Annotated in this window: 14 protein-coding genes; 6 read left to right on the top strand and 8 right to left on the bottom strand. The window is 23.9% G+C overall.

Annotation, left to right across the window (positions count from 1 at the left end):
* Window positions 1–51: 51 nt before the first annotated feature.
* The 4 genes from ACJA29_RS03340 to ACJA29_RS03325 all read right to left on the bottom strand — a co-directional run bounded on the left by ACJA29_RS03340 (window position 52) and on the right by ACJA29_RS03325 (window position 3,210).
* Entirely contained in the window at window positions 52–1,098 is a 1,047-nt protein-coding gene (locus ACJA29_RS03340; protein WP_406602478.1) for an IS30 family transposase, read from the bottom strand.
* Window positions 1,099–1,124: 26 nt separating this feature from the next.
* Window positions 1,125–1,964, bottom strand: a complete 840-nt coding sequence (locus tag ACJA29_RS03335) for a hypothetical protein (RefSeq protein WP_406602477.1) — start codon at window positions 1,962–1,964, stop codon at window positions 1,125–1,127.
* Between the two features lie 141 nt (window positions 1,965–2,105).
* Window positions 2,106–2,417, bottom strand: coding sequence for a hypothetical protein (locus ACJA29_RS03330; RefSeq protein WP_406602476.1), 312 nt, complete (start codon window positions 2,415–2,417; stop codon window positions 2,106–2,108).
* The gene (locus tag ACJA29_RS03325; protein ID WP_406602475.1) at window positions 2,389–3,210 is read right to left on the bottom strand and encodes an IS30 family transposase; all 822 of its coding nucleotides are present in this window, start codon (window positions 3,208–3,210) and stop codon (window positions 2,389–2,391) included. Before ACJA29_RS03325 ends, ACJA29_RS03330 begins: the two co-directional genes overlap by 29 nt.
* 175 nt (window positions 3,211–3,385) lie before the next feature.
* Between ACJA29_RS03325 and ACJA29_RS03320 the strand changes: the two genes are divergently transcribed.
* The gene (locus ACJA29_RS03320) at window positions 3,386–5,728 is read left to right on the top strand and encodes an MIP family Ig-specific serine endopeptidase (protein ID WP_406602474.1); all 2,343 of its coding nucleotides are present in this window, start codon (window positions 3,386–3,388) and stop codon (window positions 5,726–5,728) included.
* 26 nt (window positions 5,729–5,754) lie between these two features.
* Here the strand turns inward: ACJA29_RS03320 and ACJA29_RS03315 are convergent, their stop codons facing one another.
* Window positions 5,755–7,248, bottom strand: a complete 1,494-nt coding sequence (locus ACJA29_RS03315) for an MATE family efflux transporter (protein ID WP_406602473.1) — start codon at window positions 7,246–7,248, stop codon at window positions 5,755–5,757.
* Between the two features lie 390 nt (window positions 7,249–7,638).
* Here ACJA29_RS03315 and ACJA29_RS03310 point away from each other — a divergent pair, with 390 nt between their 5' ends.
* The 4 genes from ACJA29_RS03310 (at window position 7,639) to uvrA (ending at window position 12,192) form a co-directional block, all read left to right on the top strand.
* The gene (locus ACJA29_RS03310) at window positions 7,639–8,073 is read left to right on the top strand and encodes a hypothetical protein (RefSeq protein WP_406602472.1); all 435 of its coding nucleotides are present in this window, start codon (window positions 7,639–7,641) and stop codon (window positions 8,071–8,073) included.
* A gap of 397 nt (window positions 8,074–8,470) precedes the next feature.
* Window positions 8,471–8,863, top strand: a complete 393-nt coding sequence (locus ACJA29_RS03305) for a hypothetical protein (RefSeq protein WP_406602471.1) — start codon at window positions 8,471–8,473, stop codon at window positions 8,861–8,863.
* 302 nt (window positions 8,864–9,165) lie between these two features.
* Window positions 9,166–9,345 (top strand): hypothetical protein, encoded by a 180-nt coding sequence (locus tag ACJA29_RS03300; protein ID WP_406602470.1) that lies wholly within the window; start codon window positions 9,166–9,168, stop codon window positions 9,343–9,345.
* A 3-nt stretch (window positions 9,346–9,348) separates the two neighbouring features.
* On the top strand, window positions 9,349–12,192 hold the full coding sequence (gene uvrA / locus ACJA29_RS03295; RefSeq protein WP_406602469.1) for an excinuclease ABC subunit UvrA: 2,844 nt from the start codon (window positions 9,349–9,351) through the stop codon (window positions 12,190–12,192).
* On the opposite strand, the gene ACJA29_RS03290 is transcribed toward uvrA, so the two are convergent.
* Both ACJA29_RS03290 and ACJA29_RS03285 read right to left on the bottom strand, forming a co-directional pair.
* The gene (locus ACJA29_RS03290; protein WP_406602468.1) at window positions 12,180–13,004 is read right to left on the bottom strand and encodes a hypothetical protein; all 825 of its coding nucleotides are present in this window, start codon (window positions 13,002–13,004) and stop codon (window positions 12,180–12,182) included. The genes uvrA and ACJA29_RS03290 overlap by 13 nt on opposite strands.
* Before the next feature lie 3 nt (window positions 13,005–13,007).
* Window positions 13,008–13,856, bottom strand: a complete 849-nt coding sequence (locus ACJA29_RS03285) for a hypothetical protein (protein ID WP_406602467.1) — start codon at window positions 13,854–13,856, stop codon at window positions 13,008–13,010.
* Window positions 13,857–13,947: 91 nt separating this feature from the next.
* On the opposite strand from ACJA29_RS03285, the gene ACJA29_RS03280 reads away from it, so the two are divergent.
* A complete protein-coding gene (locus tag ACJA29_RS03280; RefSeq protein WP_406602466.1) occupies window positions 13,948–16,812 on the top strand; it encodes a YbhN family protein in 2,865 nt (954 codons plus the stop codon).
* On the opposite strand, the gene ACJA29_RS03275 is transcribed toward ACJA29_RS03280, so the two are convergent.
* Window positions 16,783–17,448, bottom strand: coding sequence for a uracil-DNA glycosylase (locus ACJA29_RS03275; RefSeq protein ID WP_406602465.1), 666 nt, complete (start codon window positions 17,446–17,448; stop codon window positions 16,783–16,785). The two genes, ACJA29_RS03280 and ACJA29_RS03275, sit on opposite strands and share 30 nt — an antisense overlap.
* Between the last annotated feature and the right edge of the window lie 13 nt (window positions 17,449–17,461).

Here is a 17,461-nt window from a genome sequence, read left to right as displayed (position 1 = left end):
AAATGAAAAATTGAAATTATTAATTTCAAATTTGATCTATTAATTTTAAAATTAATTATTTATTTTATTAAAGACATCATAACTTGATTTCCAATTAAATATTTCTCTGGGCATTTTATTAATTTTATTTTGGGTATCTAAAATATCATTATTAGATAATAAAGAAAAATCTGTTCCTTTTTTTCAAAATCTTCTAATGATTCCATTTACATGTTCATTTGATCCTCTTTGATAAGAAGCAAAAGGTTCGCAAAAATAAACAATACATTTTAATCATTTGGCTAATAAACCAATCTTAGAAAATTCAATTCCATTATCAATGGTTATAGATTTAACACATAAATTATTTCTTTTTATCAATTGATAAACTTTTGAATTTAATTTCATAGGGTTTTTAGATTGAATTTTTTCAATAAAAACCATTCTTGTTTGTCTTTCTTGAAAAGTTATTAGATTTTCAAACCCATGTTCTCTTTTTCCAATAATTAAATCCATCTCTCAATGACCAAATTCTTGTCTATTATCAATGTATTTAGGCCTTGCTCATATAGGGATTATAAGAGAATTAGTGAATTTAGAAAATATTCCTTTCTTTCTTTTTCTGCCCTTAAGATAATATTGTCTTAACAAATCTTTTCTTTTAATTTCTCATCGATTTGATTTAATTCAATTATATATTTGTCTTCATGTAATTTTAGTTGTATTATTTTGTAATTTATAATAAGTTGTCTTAATTCCTGAATATCTTTTATCAAATTTTTGGATAAACTGATCAGTGAATTTTTCATATTTTAATAAATACATTGAATGATTATGTCATCTTCTTCTAATAGTTTTTTCTTGCGCTACATTGTGATCATAAAAACCATCAAAGGTATTTCTTTTCAATTCACGAGATATTGTGGATTTAGATCGTTTTAGTGTTTTGGCAATTTCAGAAATTGATTTTTGTTCTTGATTAAATAAAATATCTATTAAATATCTCTCGTTATGAGATAATTTATTTTGGTTATTTAACATCTTTTCTTTTCCTTTCCTTAAATGAATTAATATTACAGAGGGGAGGGGTTGGAAAAGATTTTTTATAAAAAAAATCACAATCCAACCTCTAATAATTTTATAAATTAATTAGTGTTGCGATTGTGATTACAATTTGGGAAAGCATTAATAGTTAATGATTTTTTATTTGTATCTCTCAATTTTAATATATTTGGAGTGTAATATCAAATAATGTCTCCATTTCCAAGTGTTATCATATCTTGGTAATATAAATCTCGTTTTCACTCATTTGAGTCTTGAGCTAAACCTTGTGTACTAAAAATACTTTTGAATGTTCAAGTAACAGTATTAGAGTGACCAGGACCATTGTAACTATTATATAATATTTTTCCTGTTGTTGCATCATGGATAGTAAAAGTTATGGAGAAACTTGGATCACTACTCCCATCAGTAAAATTTTGATTTAATCCTCCCGCTCCTGTAGGATCTGCAGTTCTTACAACAAAAATTGTGTTAGTTGCAAAATTATATTTAGCACTATAAATAGCAACACCAGATTCGTCATTAGTTCAAATGATAGATCCATCTCAACCTACTAAAGCTAAAGTATTGTCTCAATAATCTTTTTCATCACTGTGACTAGGAGTAACAGATCCTCCGGGATTTTTAGGAACTTGACCATTATATGTTCCTAATCAACCATAAGGAGTAACCATTTGACCACGGCCAACACTACTTAATGGAACTAATTTTTCTGTATTATGAAACATTTCTTTTGTTGGTGTATTAATATTTGGAAAAGTTGCTCAATCTTGAGCTGCTCTAGATGAATTAATAAATAATTGATTTTGATAGTTATCAACAATTTGCTTTCCTAAAGCAATAGCTATAGGTGAAATTGAAATTAAAGCTAAAGAAGTAATTAAGTGAGATTTTATTAATCTAGATTTAATTTCTTTTTTCATATATATCACTCCAATCCTAATGAAATTTAATATTTTTATAAATTATAATAGAAATTAAGATAAAAATAAATTTTCAATTTTCACTATAAAATTACCAATTTCAATACCGATAATTCCTTGTATTTCATAATTTTACAATATTTATCAAAGTTGAAATATTCGGTGGGTGTCTTTCTTTTCTAATAATTTAAAGTATTTTTGAAGTTCTTCTTTAGTAACGGTGGTTCCTAATTTATATTTCTTAGTATTTTGTAAATAATTTTCTGCATTAATTACAAGTGCGATTAGATCACAATCATCTTGAGTTAAATTTTTGAAAGATTTGCCTTTTGGAATAAATTTTCTTATTTGCTTATGTTTTTGTTCAATGGTTCCTTTTTGCCATGAAGAATATGGATTAGTAGAAAATCATGGAATATTTAATTTAACTAGGTCGTAATTTTCAGTTTCCATTATCTGAAGTTATGGATTTAATTTTTTTGTTCATATTTTTAATATTATTTTTTACTGCTTTTAAAAATTCATTACTTTGTTTATTTTCATAAATAGTTATGGATAGTCTTCTAGATTTTCGATTAATCATTGTAGAAAGATACTTAGTATCAGTTTTAGTTCCTTCTACCGTATCTACTTCAACATCACCATATCTAATTCTTTTATTGATAATTTCATCTCTTTGATCAATGGATGTGGCAATGATTTTTTTGCCTATTTTATGGGGTTTTTTATAGTATTTTCCATATTTTAAGTATGGAAATATTCTTAATGTGACTCCATAAATTTTATTTTGCCTAATTAAGTGATATAAATGCTTTGGAGAATAATATAATCCTAATTTTTCTTTGATTATCTTTGATAAAGTTTTAGCAGAAGTTTTGTTACCTGTTGCTTTAGCTACTGTTCTTATCAATTTAGCGACTACTGAGTATTTAGATAAACAATTTTGTTGTTTTGCTATTTCTAATTTTTTTCTCTTATTATTTAATCTATTAAGATAAATATTTGAATCATAATAATATAGTTTAAAAGAATAATCTTTTATTTTTTTATAACAATAAGTTTTAGTTTTAAAAAGCATTTTTCTTATTGTTTCAACAGAATAATTTGTTAAGTTAGATATGAATTCATATCTTTTCATCATTTTTGGAATAAAGTTTTCTTGAGAAGAATCAGATATTTGATTCATTAATGCAAAGATTAAATTAATTTTTTCTAATTCTTTTTCAAATATAAATTGAAGTTTCATATAATTTAGTTGTCCTTTTTTTTAGTTTTTTTTATATTTTACAAGGACAGCCAGGGAGAAATCTCTGGTTTTTTATTTATCGGTATTCATTTTGGTAACTTTTTTTTTTCAATTTTTATGTGAATTCTATATTTAAATAATAAATATATGAATGATTTTATATAATTTTACAAATATGAAAAAAAAGAAAAAAATCATTTTCTTAAGTAGTTTGATGACTGTATCAGTGATGGCTGCTATTTCTATTACATCTTGTAATAGTGGACAAAATGATGAATTAGCTTCTTGGACTTTAAATGAAGAAGTTGATCGTCTTAATAATTTTACTTTTTTACCAAAATCTTCCAGCTTTTCCATAGGAACTGTAATAAATACTAGCGATGAAACCTTTTTACCAACTTTTATTGCTAATTGAACACCAAATAATAACTTTAGCTACCGCATTCAAAAAGAGAGAGAAATTTCTACAGATATTTATAGAACAACATATTTTAATATTGTGGTTCAAGATATTATTACTTTAGAAGAAAAAACAACCAATTCTTTCAATATTAAATATGAAATACAAGAAGAAGTGGAGATTAGAAAAGAAATTAAAAATATTAATGATAATACAAAATTATTAAAATCTGAATTTACAGATGAAGAAATAAATAATATTGATGCAACAAACATTATAAATTATTTAAATATTGGTATTAATAATCAATATATTTATCAAATTTTGGATTTTAATCACAATTCTAATATAAAAACTTTTTCTTTAAAAGTAGAAATTAAAAATAAAGAATATGAATCTTTAATATCTAGTCAAATATCTAATATATTAACTTTTACTTATACCATTAATAATGATCTTCCAATTACTAATTCAGTAGCAGAAGAAATTGCTCGATTAAATAAATTGTCACCAAGATTATTAAATCCTAATTTAACATATCAACAATTATTAGATTTAAATATTTCTAATTTTTTACCTTTATTAACTGATTTTCCTTTAAATAATGAATTATTTACTTATAAAGTTTTTGCTTTTAGTAAAACTAATTTATCTAATTCAAAAAACATTAATTTTAATATGCATGTGTTTCAAAAAGGACAAGAAGATATTAAAGATGATACTAATTTTACAAATAATTTTATTGTTGATTTTATATTAATTAATGAACCAGAACAAGATGTGAATATAGATGATCAATATTTACAAAATAATTTAGTAGATGTTATTACTTCAGGAGATTATAGTTTAGCTTCTCCTGGTTCTTTAGTTGACAATGATTGTGTCAAAGTATCTCCTGGGCCTCTTCGAACAGCGCCATCAGCAGGTGTTCCTGAATATGCAAAAAGTATTCAAAGTAAAGTTTTTAATGCACTAGAATTAGATCAATTAAAAAACACTTTTAGTTTATGTTTTCAAAGTTATAGCGGAGCTTGTTCCTTTGGAACAGGTTGAATTTTAGATTATAAATTGACTTCTGATGGTTCTTATCCAACAACATGATATATTGCAACAAACGCTCATGTTATTCAGAATTTAAAGATTCCTAATGAAATTATTAGTCCAGTAAGATATGAAATTGAAAATTCACCTTTTACTAATACTAATCAATTAATTATGCAAAGAGTAAAAACTGAATCAATACAATTTGGTCAAGATTTTGGTAATTCTTATAATCAAGATACATATGACCGTGTAAATATTCCGGCAGCAAATTTAAAAACAATATTTATTGGTTTAGATTATTTAACTACAAGACCAGATATGTTTTCCAAAGATGGTAAATGACAAAACACGGAAGAATATATTGATTTTGCAGTGATGGAAGTCACTTTTAATTCTGCTAGTGAAGCTAAAACATTTACTCAAAATTATGTAGAAGATACTTCAAGACACTTTAAATATCGTAAAGAATCAATATTAAAAAATTATAATTTAAAAATTGATCATGGATATTCTGTTATTGGATTTCCAGATGTATCTCCAACACCACATCCTTATTTTAGGCCAGTTTCTATGTTTTCTAACAGAGCAGCAGAAATGGATGCAAATACTCCAATAGTTTTAGATGATCAATTTTCTAACTTAGCTTCTTCACCTTTTTATAATACTTTTAATAATCGCATAGGTATGTTTGATGCATCTTTAGGACTATCATTTTTTGGAATGGATTATCGCCAAGCATATAGTTTAAATCGTTGATATAACTCTTGAGGATTAACATATCCAATAGATTATTCTAATTTAGAAGCCGGTTCTAGTGGATCAATGTTAAGAGATAAAGAAGGATATACAGTTGGTATTTATTTTGCATCAGATGCAAGAGCAAGTATTGGATTGGCTCAAGCTCTATATTGTGAAGGATTTAATTATCAAGGTAAATATGGAAAATTCAACTTAGAAGGTTATGATTTAATAGAAGGTGGTTTTCCAAATCAAAAAATATCTTATAAAGATAATTTAAAACTTATTTATGGCGATAATTATAAAACTCATTTATTCCCTAATGGATTAAAATAATATTGTTGTTTGGAAATAAAAACATATTAATTTGTTACTTTTTCAAATTCTTTTGTAATATTTCTTGCTCATTCTACTTTGTAATAAATTCATTCATAGCAAGCTGTTTTGATAATTAAATCAGGAACAAAGAATAAAGCATAAGCTCATGGAAATTCAATTTGTTTGCAAATAATAGAATAGTTTATAGAAACAATTCAAGCAGTGGAAATTAATCCTACAATCGCTTCAATTGAAGCAGTTAAATTAGTTTTTCCACCTGTTGAAATAATTCTATTTTTAGTAATATATCAAACCCAAAAAGGAATATTTCAAGCCAAGGGCCATAAAGTATTTTGAATATTAACTAATAACACTTCAGCACCACTTGTGATTACATCTGAATTTATTGGAGGATTTTGTTGTTCTAATAATGATTTATAACCTTCTGTTAAAAAATTCATTTTAGTAATTAAAGCACTAATAATAACTAGTAATAAAGCCATTATAATTGAAACACACATATGAAAACCTTGTAATTCTTTAGCATTTTTCTTTGCTTCTAAATAATTATTTTCTCCTAGCTCTCTACCGACAAAAATAGTAACATTGGCATTAATTGATTCAAATGTATTTCAAAAGATGCTAAAAAACATTCCTGATATACCTAAAATATTAGCAGCAGCAATTTGGTATTCTGGATTATTTCCAATGCTTCCAGTAGGATATCCATGATTTCAAAAAACATACCTAATAGAAACGGTGATAGATCCTATACAAAACAATAAGAAAGAAGGTATTCTTTTGATAAATTGTTTTCAAACAATAAGAGGAATAGCAAACATTTTTAAAGGGTTTCATAATAATCTTTTGTCTTTTATAAAAATATAGATAACAAAAAAAACAATTGAACCAATAATTAAAGATATATTAGTTGAATATGAAAGCAATTCTAAATCTTTATTTATTAAATTAAAAATAATGTTTAAAACAATATTTAATCCTAAACATAAGCAAGATGAAATTAATGTAGCATTTCCATAACCACTTTCTCTTAAAATCATTGCCATTGTATAACCTCAGGTACTAAATAATCAAGATATAGCAATTCATCTTAAATAACGACTACCTGAATTCATAATTTCTTGATCAACATTTTGATCAAAACCTGAAGCAATCTGCATTAGAAATTCTGGCCATATTAAAGCAGGTATAGTAAAAATAATTGTTATTCCTAAAGCAATAACAATTCTTCCTCTAATGATTTCTCTGATTTTTTTAACATCATTAGTAGCAAAATATTGACCATATAAAGCCGATCCAATAATTGTGGTTGCAGCAATGATTCCAGTTACAATTGTGGTTCAAGTATTAGCATAAGCTAAAGCTTGATTACCACCAGGTATAATAGTTGCCATGAAATTGTCAACAAAAGAGTTTAGAGCAAAAATTAAAGCAGAAAAAATAACTGGTAATGATGTTAAAGTATATTTGATTCATCTTCCTCGATTAGCAGGAAAAAAAGCTTTTAAATTACTCATAATGAGAGTATTTTATTACTTTTATAAAATTTGTTGGGATAAATTTTATTAAAATTTAAGTCAAAATTTCTTATAAATTTACAAAATTAAATACCGATAAATAAAAAACCAGAGATTTCTCTCTGGCTGTCTTTGTAAAATAAATAAACACAAAAAGGAAGCTTAAATTATGTGATGCTTCAATTTATATCTAAAAAAGAATTAGAAAAAATTAATTTAATCTTCACATTAATGAATCAAATATCTGATTCTTTATAGAATAAAAAATTATTCTTATAAGATCTATTGTTATGATGTAAATATTTATCTTTTGCGACTAAATAACAAAAGAAAAAAAATTAAAGAAATTTAGGAATAAATTTCTATTTCAACTTTGATAGAATTTAAATCATGTCAATTATCAACAAAAAGAAGATGAATGAATTGTTAAATTTATCTAATGATCCTAAAATTGAATTAGTAGAAGAAACAAAGAAATCCTATAAAATTAAAATTACTGGAGATAAAGATAAAGTGAAAAAATCATCTTTTGAAAAGAATGTATTAAAGTTTATGTCAGATGTGACAGAGTTTATGAAAGATATGAATGAATTTGTCAAAGAACAAAAAGAGTTTAACGAAGAACAAAAGGAATTTAATAATTCGGTAGTTGATTTTATAAAAGAACAAAAGGAATTTAATAATTCAGTAGTTGATTTTATAAAAGAACAAAAGGAATTTAACAAAGAACAAAAGGAATTTAATCAAAAAGTTGATCAAAGACTAAGTGTTCTTGAATCTTTTCATAAAGATGATTTTAGAAAAAATACAAATCATAAAAAATAATTTATTTATAAAGACCTAAAGTAATATTTTTTTAATTATACATAATTTGATAGCAAATAAAAAAGCCTCTGGTTAGGCATAAAGTTACCAAATTCAATACCAATAAATAAAAAACCAGAGATTTCTCCTTGGCTGTCCTTATAAAATAAATAAAGAACAAAAAAGACACTTAAATTATATGACACTTCAATTTATATCTAAAAAAGAATTAGAAAAAATTAATTTAATCTTTGCATTAATGAATCAAATATCTGATTCTTTATAGAATGAAAAAAATATTCTTATAAGATCTATTATTATGATGTAAATATTTATCTTTTGCGACTAAATAACAAAAGAAGAAAATTAAAGAAAATTAGGAATAAATTTCTATTTCAACTTTGATAAAATTTAAATTATGTCTATTATTAGCAAAAAGAGAATGAATGAATTATTAAATTTATCTAATGATCCTAAAATTGAATTAGTAGAAGAAACAAAGAAATCTTATAAAATTAAAATTACTGGAGATAAAGATAAAGTGAAAAAATCATCTTTTGAAAATAAAGTATTAGAGTTTATGTCAGATGTGACTGAATTTATAAAAGAACAAAAAGAGTTTAATGAAGAACAAAAGGAATTTAATAATTCAGTAGTTGATTTTATAAAAGAACAAAAGGAATTTAACAAAGAACAAAAGGAATTTAATCAAAAAGTTGATCAAAGACTACATAAAGTTGATCAAAGACTAAGTGTTCTTGAATCTTTTCATAAAGATGATTTTAGAAAAAATACAAATCATAAAAAATAATTTATTTATAAAGACCTAAAGTAATATTTTTTAATTATACATAATTTGATAGCAAATAAAAAAGTTCTTAGTTGGGTATAAAGCTACCAAAATGAATACCGATAAATAAAAAACCAGAGTTTTCTCTCTGGCCATCCTTGTAAAATAAATAAACAACAAAAAGGACGCTTAAATTATATGAAACTTCAATTTATATTTGAAAAAGAAAATTAGAAAAAATTAATTTTATCTTTACATTAATGAAGAAATTATCATTCTAAAATTTCCAGATACTTTTGGTCAAAAAGAATTAAAATATAAGTATGGATAATAAAGATAGAAAACCAAGCCCTAATTACTTATATAAAAAAGATCCTAATGAAAATTATGAATGTGAAGCTTGTGCTGATCATGTTTGCAATGATGAATGTGGATGTGAATTATCTGAACAAGCAAAAATATCTTTAGGATTAATGAAAGATAAAATAAATAATAAAAAATAAACAATGAATAAAACAAACAATAAAGATTTTATTACCATTAAGGGTGCTAATGAGAATAATTTAAAAAATGTTTCTTTAGTTATTCCCAAAAATAAATTTGTTATCTTTACAGGACTAAGTGGTAGTGGTAAATCATCGCTAGCATTTAATACAATTTATGAAGAAGGAAGAAGAAGATATGTGGATTCCTTATCTTCATATGCAAGACAATTTCTTGGTGGAACTAAAAAACCTAAAGTAGATTCTATTGAAGGCTTATCTCCAGCTATTAGTATTGAACAAAAAACAACTCATGCAAACCCCAGATCAACTGTTGGGACAATAACAGAAATTCATGATTATCTAAGATTATTATTTGCTAAAATTGGAAAACCAATTTGTCCAAAACATAAAATAGAAATTTCTGCTCAAAAAATAAAAGATATTATTGATTTAATTTATAAAATACCAACAAATAGTAAGTTGTTAATTTGTTCACCAATTGCAAAGGGACAGAAAGGAACAAATAAAAATTTATTTGAAAAATTAAGACAAGATGGTTTTTTAAGAGTAAAAATAGATGACAAAATCTTTTCTTTAGATGATAAAATTAATATTGAAAAAAATAAAGCTCACAATATTTCTATTATTGTTGATCGAATAATTCTAAATGAAGAAAATAAATCTAGAATCACTGAAGCTGTTAATGTTGCTTTAGAATATTCAAAAGGTTTAGTAGATGTAGAAAATTTAGATAATAAAGAAATACATAATTTTTCTCAACAATTTGCATGTGTGCATGGTGATTTTCAAATGCCAAAAATAGAAACAAAATTATTCTCCTTTAATTCTCCTTATGGGATGTGTGAAAAATGTAAAGGATTAGGTGTTATTATAGAACCTGATATTGATTTAATTATTCCAAATAAAAAATTAAGTATTAATGAAGGGGCAATTGATAAAATGCCAGGAATATCATCAAAGAATAATGACTCATTATCTTGACAAGAATTTATTTGTTTAATGAACCATTATCAAATCCCCTTAAATACAGCTATAGAAGATTTGAGTGCTAAACAAATAAATATAATTAAGTATGGATCTGATGATGAAATTGAATATTCTATTACATCAAAAGATGGTAGAAAACATTTACGTAAAGGTCAAATAGAAGGTTTAGTTACAAAATTAGGTAGATTATTTTTAGAAACTACTAGTGAAGAAATGAGACAATGATATGGTAGATTCATGTCGGAAACTTTATGTGATAAATGTAAAGGATGTAGATTAAATGAATATGCTTTAGCAGTCAAAATAAATAAATTGAATATTCATGAATTTTCTACTTTATCAATTGAAGAAGAATATAACTTGATTTCTAATTTAGAATTAACTGATGAAGAAAACGAAATTGCTAAAATGATTATTCATGAGTTAGAATCTCGATTAGGTTTTTTAAAAAATGTAGGATTAGAATATTTATCTTTAACAAGAACCGCTGAAACATTAAGCGGCGGAGAGGCGCAAAGAATTAGATTAGCAACTCAAATAGGTTCTAAATTAACAGGTATTTTATATGTTTTAGATGAACCATCTATAGGATTGCATCAATCTGATAATACTAAATTAATTAATGTTTTAAAACAAATGGTAGAAATAGGAAATACTTTAATAGTTGTAGAACATGATGAAGAAACTATTTTAGCGGCAGATTATATTGTTGATATAGGGCCTTTAGCTGGAGATAAAGGTGGTGAAGTTGTCGCCTATGGAACTGTTGAAGATATTAAAAAGAATAAACATTCTATAACAGGGCAATATTTAAGTAAAAAATTAGAAATAAAAGTACCAAAAGTTAGAAGAAAAGGTAATGGTTATAACATTGAAATTATTGGTGCCAAAGAAAATAATTTAAAAAATATTAACGTGAAAATACCACTAGGTAAATTTATTGCAGTTACAGGAGTTAGCGGTAGTGGTAAATCTACACTAGTTAATGAAATACTTGTCAAAGCTCTAGAAAAACAAATCAATAATAATGCTATTAAACCTGGTAAACATTCTAAAATTAATGGAATTTTAAATATAGATAAGATTGTTAAAATATCTCAATCACCAATTGGAAAAACACCAAGATCTAATCCAGCAACTTATACATCAGTATTTGATGACATTAGAGATTTATATGCAAATGTAGAATTAGCTAGAGCTAGGGGTTATGAAAAAGGAAGATTTTCTTTTAATATTCCAGGTGGAAGATGCGATAAATGCCAAGGTGATGGATATATAAAAATAGAAATGCAATTTTTACCATCAGTTTATATTCCTTGTGATCATTGTGATGGTCAAAGATATAATTATGAAACATTGGAAATAAAATATAAAAATAAATCTATTGCCGATGTATTAGACATGAGAATATCTGAAGCAATCGAATTTTTTAATAATCGTTCTAAAATAAGAGACAAATTGCAATGTTTAATAGATGTAGGATTAGGATATATTAAACTTGGTCAATCATCTACTACATTAAGTGGTGGGGAAGCACAAAGAATAAAATTAGCTACACATCTGCAAAAAAAAGCTACAGGTAAAACATTGTATGTTTTAGATGAACCAACAACAGGCCTTCATTCATATGATATTCAAAATTTATTAAATATTTTAAATAGAATAGTAGATGGCAAAGACACTGTTTTAGTTATTGAACACAATTTAGATGTTATAAAATCATGTGATTATATTATTGATTTAGGACCTTCTGGAGGAAATAAAGGTGGTAATGTTATTGCCACAGGAACACCAGAAGAAATAGCTAAAGTTTCTAAATCTTTAACTGGTCAATATTTGAAAGATTATTTAAAATAAATTGTTAATTCTCCAATTGATATTGCACAATTTGGATATGTTGCAATATTTGAAGTAGAAATTAAAATATTTGGTATTTTCAAAGAATCTATATTTTCAACAGGTTTTTCAATTGATAAATATAAATTTTGATATGAACTACTGAAATAATGAGGATACATTTTAATTAGAAAATTTGTCAAATTATTAATAATATTTGATTCTTCGTTTTTTCAATAAAGATCAAAAGTTAAAGTAGAATCCAAATTTTTGTTCATTAAATATTTTTGGACAACATTTTCATCAAAAAAGTTTTTTAAGTTATTGATAATTAAATTTTCATCATTCATTAATTTATCATGCACTAATGTTTGAATTTTGTCCTCACTTAAATTATTTAAAGTAATAGTTGCATTATTTTGTTGAATTTTGTTAATTGATAGTTCATATGTTAAATTATCTTTATTATTAAATTTTATAAATACTGAAGAATTCAAATCTTCATTAAATTTAGGTAAATAAAAACCAACAATTTTGCAATTTATATTATTTATAGCATTCTCTAATTCTTCATATAACTTTTGTTGTGTATTTGAAGGATTTTCAACTTTATTGACCACAAAGTTTAGATTAATATTTTCCAACTCTTGAATATTATTGATTTTTATATTATTATCAATAAATGCTCGAATTTGTCCGCTTTGCACATTAGTAAAAACTTGTTGAGCATTTACTGAACTTTGATCATATAAAGAATTATTAGTACATGAAATTATACTAATTGGACTAATATAAATTAAGGAAGTTGATAATAAAATTAACTTTTTTTTCATTTTTTATCCTTTTTCATTTATTTCTTTTATAGTAAATGACATTTTTAAACTTAGTTGTTTAGCAATTACTTGATCATTAGAAATTTTATCTTTACCTGAATAGATATTTAAGTAAATGTAATCATCTTGTTTTTTATCAAATGAAATATATAAATCATCTTGATATAAATCAAAGCCTTCAATATCATTTGATAATTTAATAGATAAAGTATTTTCTAATTGAGTTGCTGAATCTGTTTCTTTAATAGTAATTCCTTTACGATTTAAATATTTTTTAATATTTATTTTTAATGATTTGTATAAATCATTTTGTATAGGTCCTTCATTATTAATATTAGCAATATTAGATCAATCAAAATAATTATTTACAGAAAGTTGAACAGTATTATCTATAGTAGATAGATCTAATTTTTTAATGATTGTTTTATTATCATAAGGACCTGAACTTATATCAATTAGAACTTCTATATACTCTAATTTATTATCAGCATTTAGATTTGTTATAGAAGGAAAAATAATTGATTTAATCTTAGGATTAATATAAAAAGTTAATTTATCATCTGGGCTTAAATGATCATTTCAAGATATTAAAGATTCAGATTTTTCAATAGTAATGACATCTGCAACATTAGCTGTAAATAAATCTTTGATTGTAATTGGTTCATTTGCATTTTTATTTAAAGAATCTCTAATCTTGGTTTCATTAATTTTTAAATTAATTATGTTTTCATTATTTAATAAATTATTTAATTGTGTTTCCAATGATTGAGAACAAGAAATTGTAGTTACACAAGGAACCAAAAGAAAAGAAGAACATAATGGAAATAGATATTTTAATTTTCATTTTTTCATAAATATAAATTTTATATAAAAAAAAGAATAATTAATACATTTAAAATATTTTTTTATAAAATTTTAAATATTAGTATATTTAAACAATTTTATGTCAACTCAAATACCAACAAACACTCAGCAGAATACATCAATTAATATTAACAATTCATCAAGTAATATTTTAGATATTTTAAAATCTAAATATAAACAAAAAAATGAAATATATACAACTCTTGAATTAACAGAGGGATCTATTATCTCCTTGATAGGCAATGATATTAATTATTTAAATGAATTAACCATTTTGGCAGCGGCCCAAAATTTTTCTTATTATTTAAAAAAAAATAATAATAAAGGAAGCATTTTCATTTCTCATGATGGATCCTTAGAAGCAATTATGTTTGCCAAAATTTTTGCTTCAGCTTTAATAGAAGAAAAAATTCAAACATATTTTAATTATGAAAATCAACCATTAAATAATGCAATGGCTATTTATGCTGCTCAAAATAGTAAAATTAATTTTTCTTATATTGTGACATTTTCAAATCACATCCAAAAAAATATGCATTATATATCTTTTTTTGATAAAAAAGGGTCTTTATTAAATTCTCAAAAATCTAAAGAAATTAATGCTTTAATTTCTGAAACTAATTTCTTAAATTTAAAAATTCCTAATAATAACGTTCCAACTATTAGTGAAAAAAATTTAAGTGCAAAATATTTTGAAGAAATTACTAAAAATACTAGTGATTGAAGTAATTTAGATATTTTAATATCTAATCCTTTTAACATTAACTCTCAATTATTGTTTGATTTATTTAAAGAACATAAAGCTAATTATGATTTTGTTAATTGAAAAAAAATTCCAAATAAAGAAAAAAAAATAACAAGAAAATCTTTAGTTTCTTTTAAAAAACATCATAAAGATGTTATTATCAACTTTAATACTAATATTAATAATTTTGAGATTTTAGTTAAACATAAGAGAAGATGAAAATATCTAACTCTAAATGATTTAAGCATTCTTTATATTTATTATGAAAAATTAATGAAAGAAAAAATTCAGGATAAAGAAATATTTTGTTCTAATTTAGCAAGTAAATATATAGAATATTATGCAAATATTAATAAAGTTTCTATTAATTCATATAATTTGCTTTCAGAATATGATGAAAAGAAAATACAAAATAACATTTTGTTAGCAACTAATGGTAATAATTATTTTGTCTCTAAACACAATACCTCTCTTTGTTCTGATCCAATAATTAATATAAAAATATTTTTAAATTTAATAGCATATTTTAAAAAAGCAAACAAAAATTTATATCAAGTATTAAGTGAAATATATCAATCAAATGGTATTTTTTATTTCAATTCTAAAAAAGAAAAAATAGATATAGAAAGTGCAAACACATTCTTTTACAAAGTAAAAAATTTAAGAGAAATCAATAATTTAAAAGTTGTAAAAATCAACCCTTGTGAAGAATCTTTGATGAGTTTAGAGCTTGTGCTAGAAGATAAAACAATCATTAATTTAGAATATTCAAGAAACATTAATCAATTAGTGTCAAATATTTCTGTCTGAAATCAAGAAGATACAACAAAAAATAAAGAAGATGATTTTATGAATTTAATTGTTAAAGAAAAGAAAATTATGAGTGAATTAAATTCATTAAAAGAAACTTTTGATGTTAAGAAAATTTCATGATATGGATTCTTAAAATATGCTATTCTTGTGGCTTTATTTATCAGCTTAATAATTCTAATGTTCACATTTGTTTTAGGCGGAGATACAGGATTATGGAATAATGTTTTAGCATTTTTACAAAATCAAAAAGATTTTTCATATTTATTACCATTTTTTATTTTAATAATTTTAATATATGTGTTGTTATATTGTTTAATTGATAAATGATTATTTAAAAAACTCAATCAGAAGGTCAAATTAAGGCATTTATGAATATCTAATATGATTTCAATTTGCATTTCTGCAATTACACCATTAATTTATGGCGGAGAAAGCGTTAGCTATTGATATTTGAGAAGAAAAAAAATTGATGGACCCTCTATTGCTGCAATTTTTTTAATTAAATCGTTATTTACACAAATTAATTTTATTGTTTTTTCTTTAATTTTTATGCCTATAGGATTTGTTAGTTTTTATGGACACATTTTGAATCAAGAACAAGGCCCTTTTATTATTGTTTTAGTAATTATTGGAACAATTTTAGATGGATTTGCAGCAATTATGATTTCTTTATTAGCTTTTAGTTCTAGATTAACAAGCTTTTTAGCAAAGAAAATTAATCATTTAATTGAATGAATTCCATTTATTGTTTCTAAATCATCTTTAGAAAGAGGATCACAATTAAAATATCAATTTACTAATATTAATATAGCTTCTAAAAAGATCTTTTATTATAATAAACCCTATAAAAATTTCTTGATTTTCCTAGAAACGTTAGCTCTTTATTTTGCAATTAAAGTTATTGATTTGGGTGTTATTTGTGCTTTAATAGGAAATTTTTTACAAGGAGACTGACTGACAGCAAGTATAAAAATGCTATCTGGAAGTACTATGGTTAGATCAATAAATGCTTTAAATCTTGTCATTCCTTCAGGAATAGGTATTTCAGATTGAGCTACAAAAGAAATTTTAGGATCTATGTTCAAAGCAAACAATGGTGGAGCTCCATTCTATTCTGTAGAAGTTTTCCAAACATTATCAAGAATCATCTTTACATTTGGAGTGGTTATTTTATCTGCATCCATGTTATTAACTATATTTATAGGAGAATCAAGAATCGATAAATATAATAAAATTAAAAAGACTCTAACTCCTGAAGAAATAGCACAAGGGAAAATAAAAATAACAACCACTTTTTATTCATTTGCTATAATTCCTTGAATTTTAGGAATAATTACTTGCATCATTGTTTGATATTTAATTCTGCATTTTGTTATTTTTGTTTAATATATTTCAATTTATTTCTCCTTGATTTGTTTGTTTCAAATGTTTATTAATTAATATAAAATGATTATTGCCAAAAAAACCTTTTGATGCTGAGAGCGGAGAAGGATGGGGAGAAGACAATATTTTATGTTTTTCTTTATTTATAAAATTAGATAATTTTTGTGCTTCTTTTCCTCATAAAACAAAGACAACATTTTCTTTATAACAGTTAATAAGATTTATGATATCTAATATAAAAGTAGATCAATATTGTTTATGAATTAAAGGTTTATTAACTTCTGTGGTTAAAATAGCATTCAATAGTAAAACACCTTGTTTTGCCCACTCAACCAAGGAATAAGAATTTAATTTAATATTAGGATATTCATTTTTAATTTCTCAGAAAATATTTTTTAATGATTTAGGCATTATATTAAGGTTAGTACTAAAAGCTAGACCATCTGCCATCCCTTTTATATAATAAGGATCTTGACCTACTATAACAACTTTTGTCTTAGATAATGGAGATAATTCAAATGCTCTAAACAAATTGTTTTTGCTAGGAACAGTATTCTCATTTTTATAAATTTGTTCTATCATAGTTTGATATTTGTTAGAGGAAATAAGAATTTTTAACTTTTCATCAATTTGATTCATTTGTAAAATATTT

Source organism: Metamycoplasma sualvi, assembly GCF_045276925.1.
In the GTDB taxonomy this organism is placed as follows: Bacteria; Bacillota_I; Bacilli_A; order Mycoplasmatales; family Metamycoplasmataceae; genus UBA710.
Note: the sequence above shows the minus strand (reverse complement) of the source record. Positions and strands in the feature narration are given on the sequence as shown.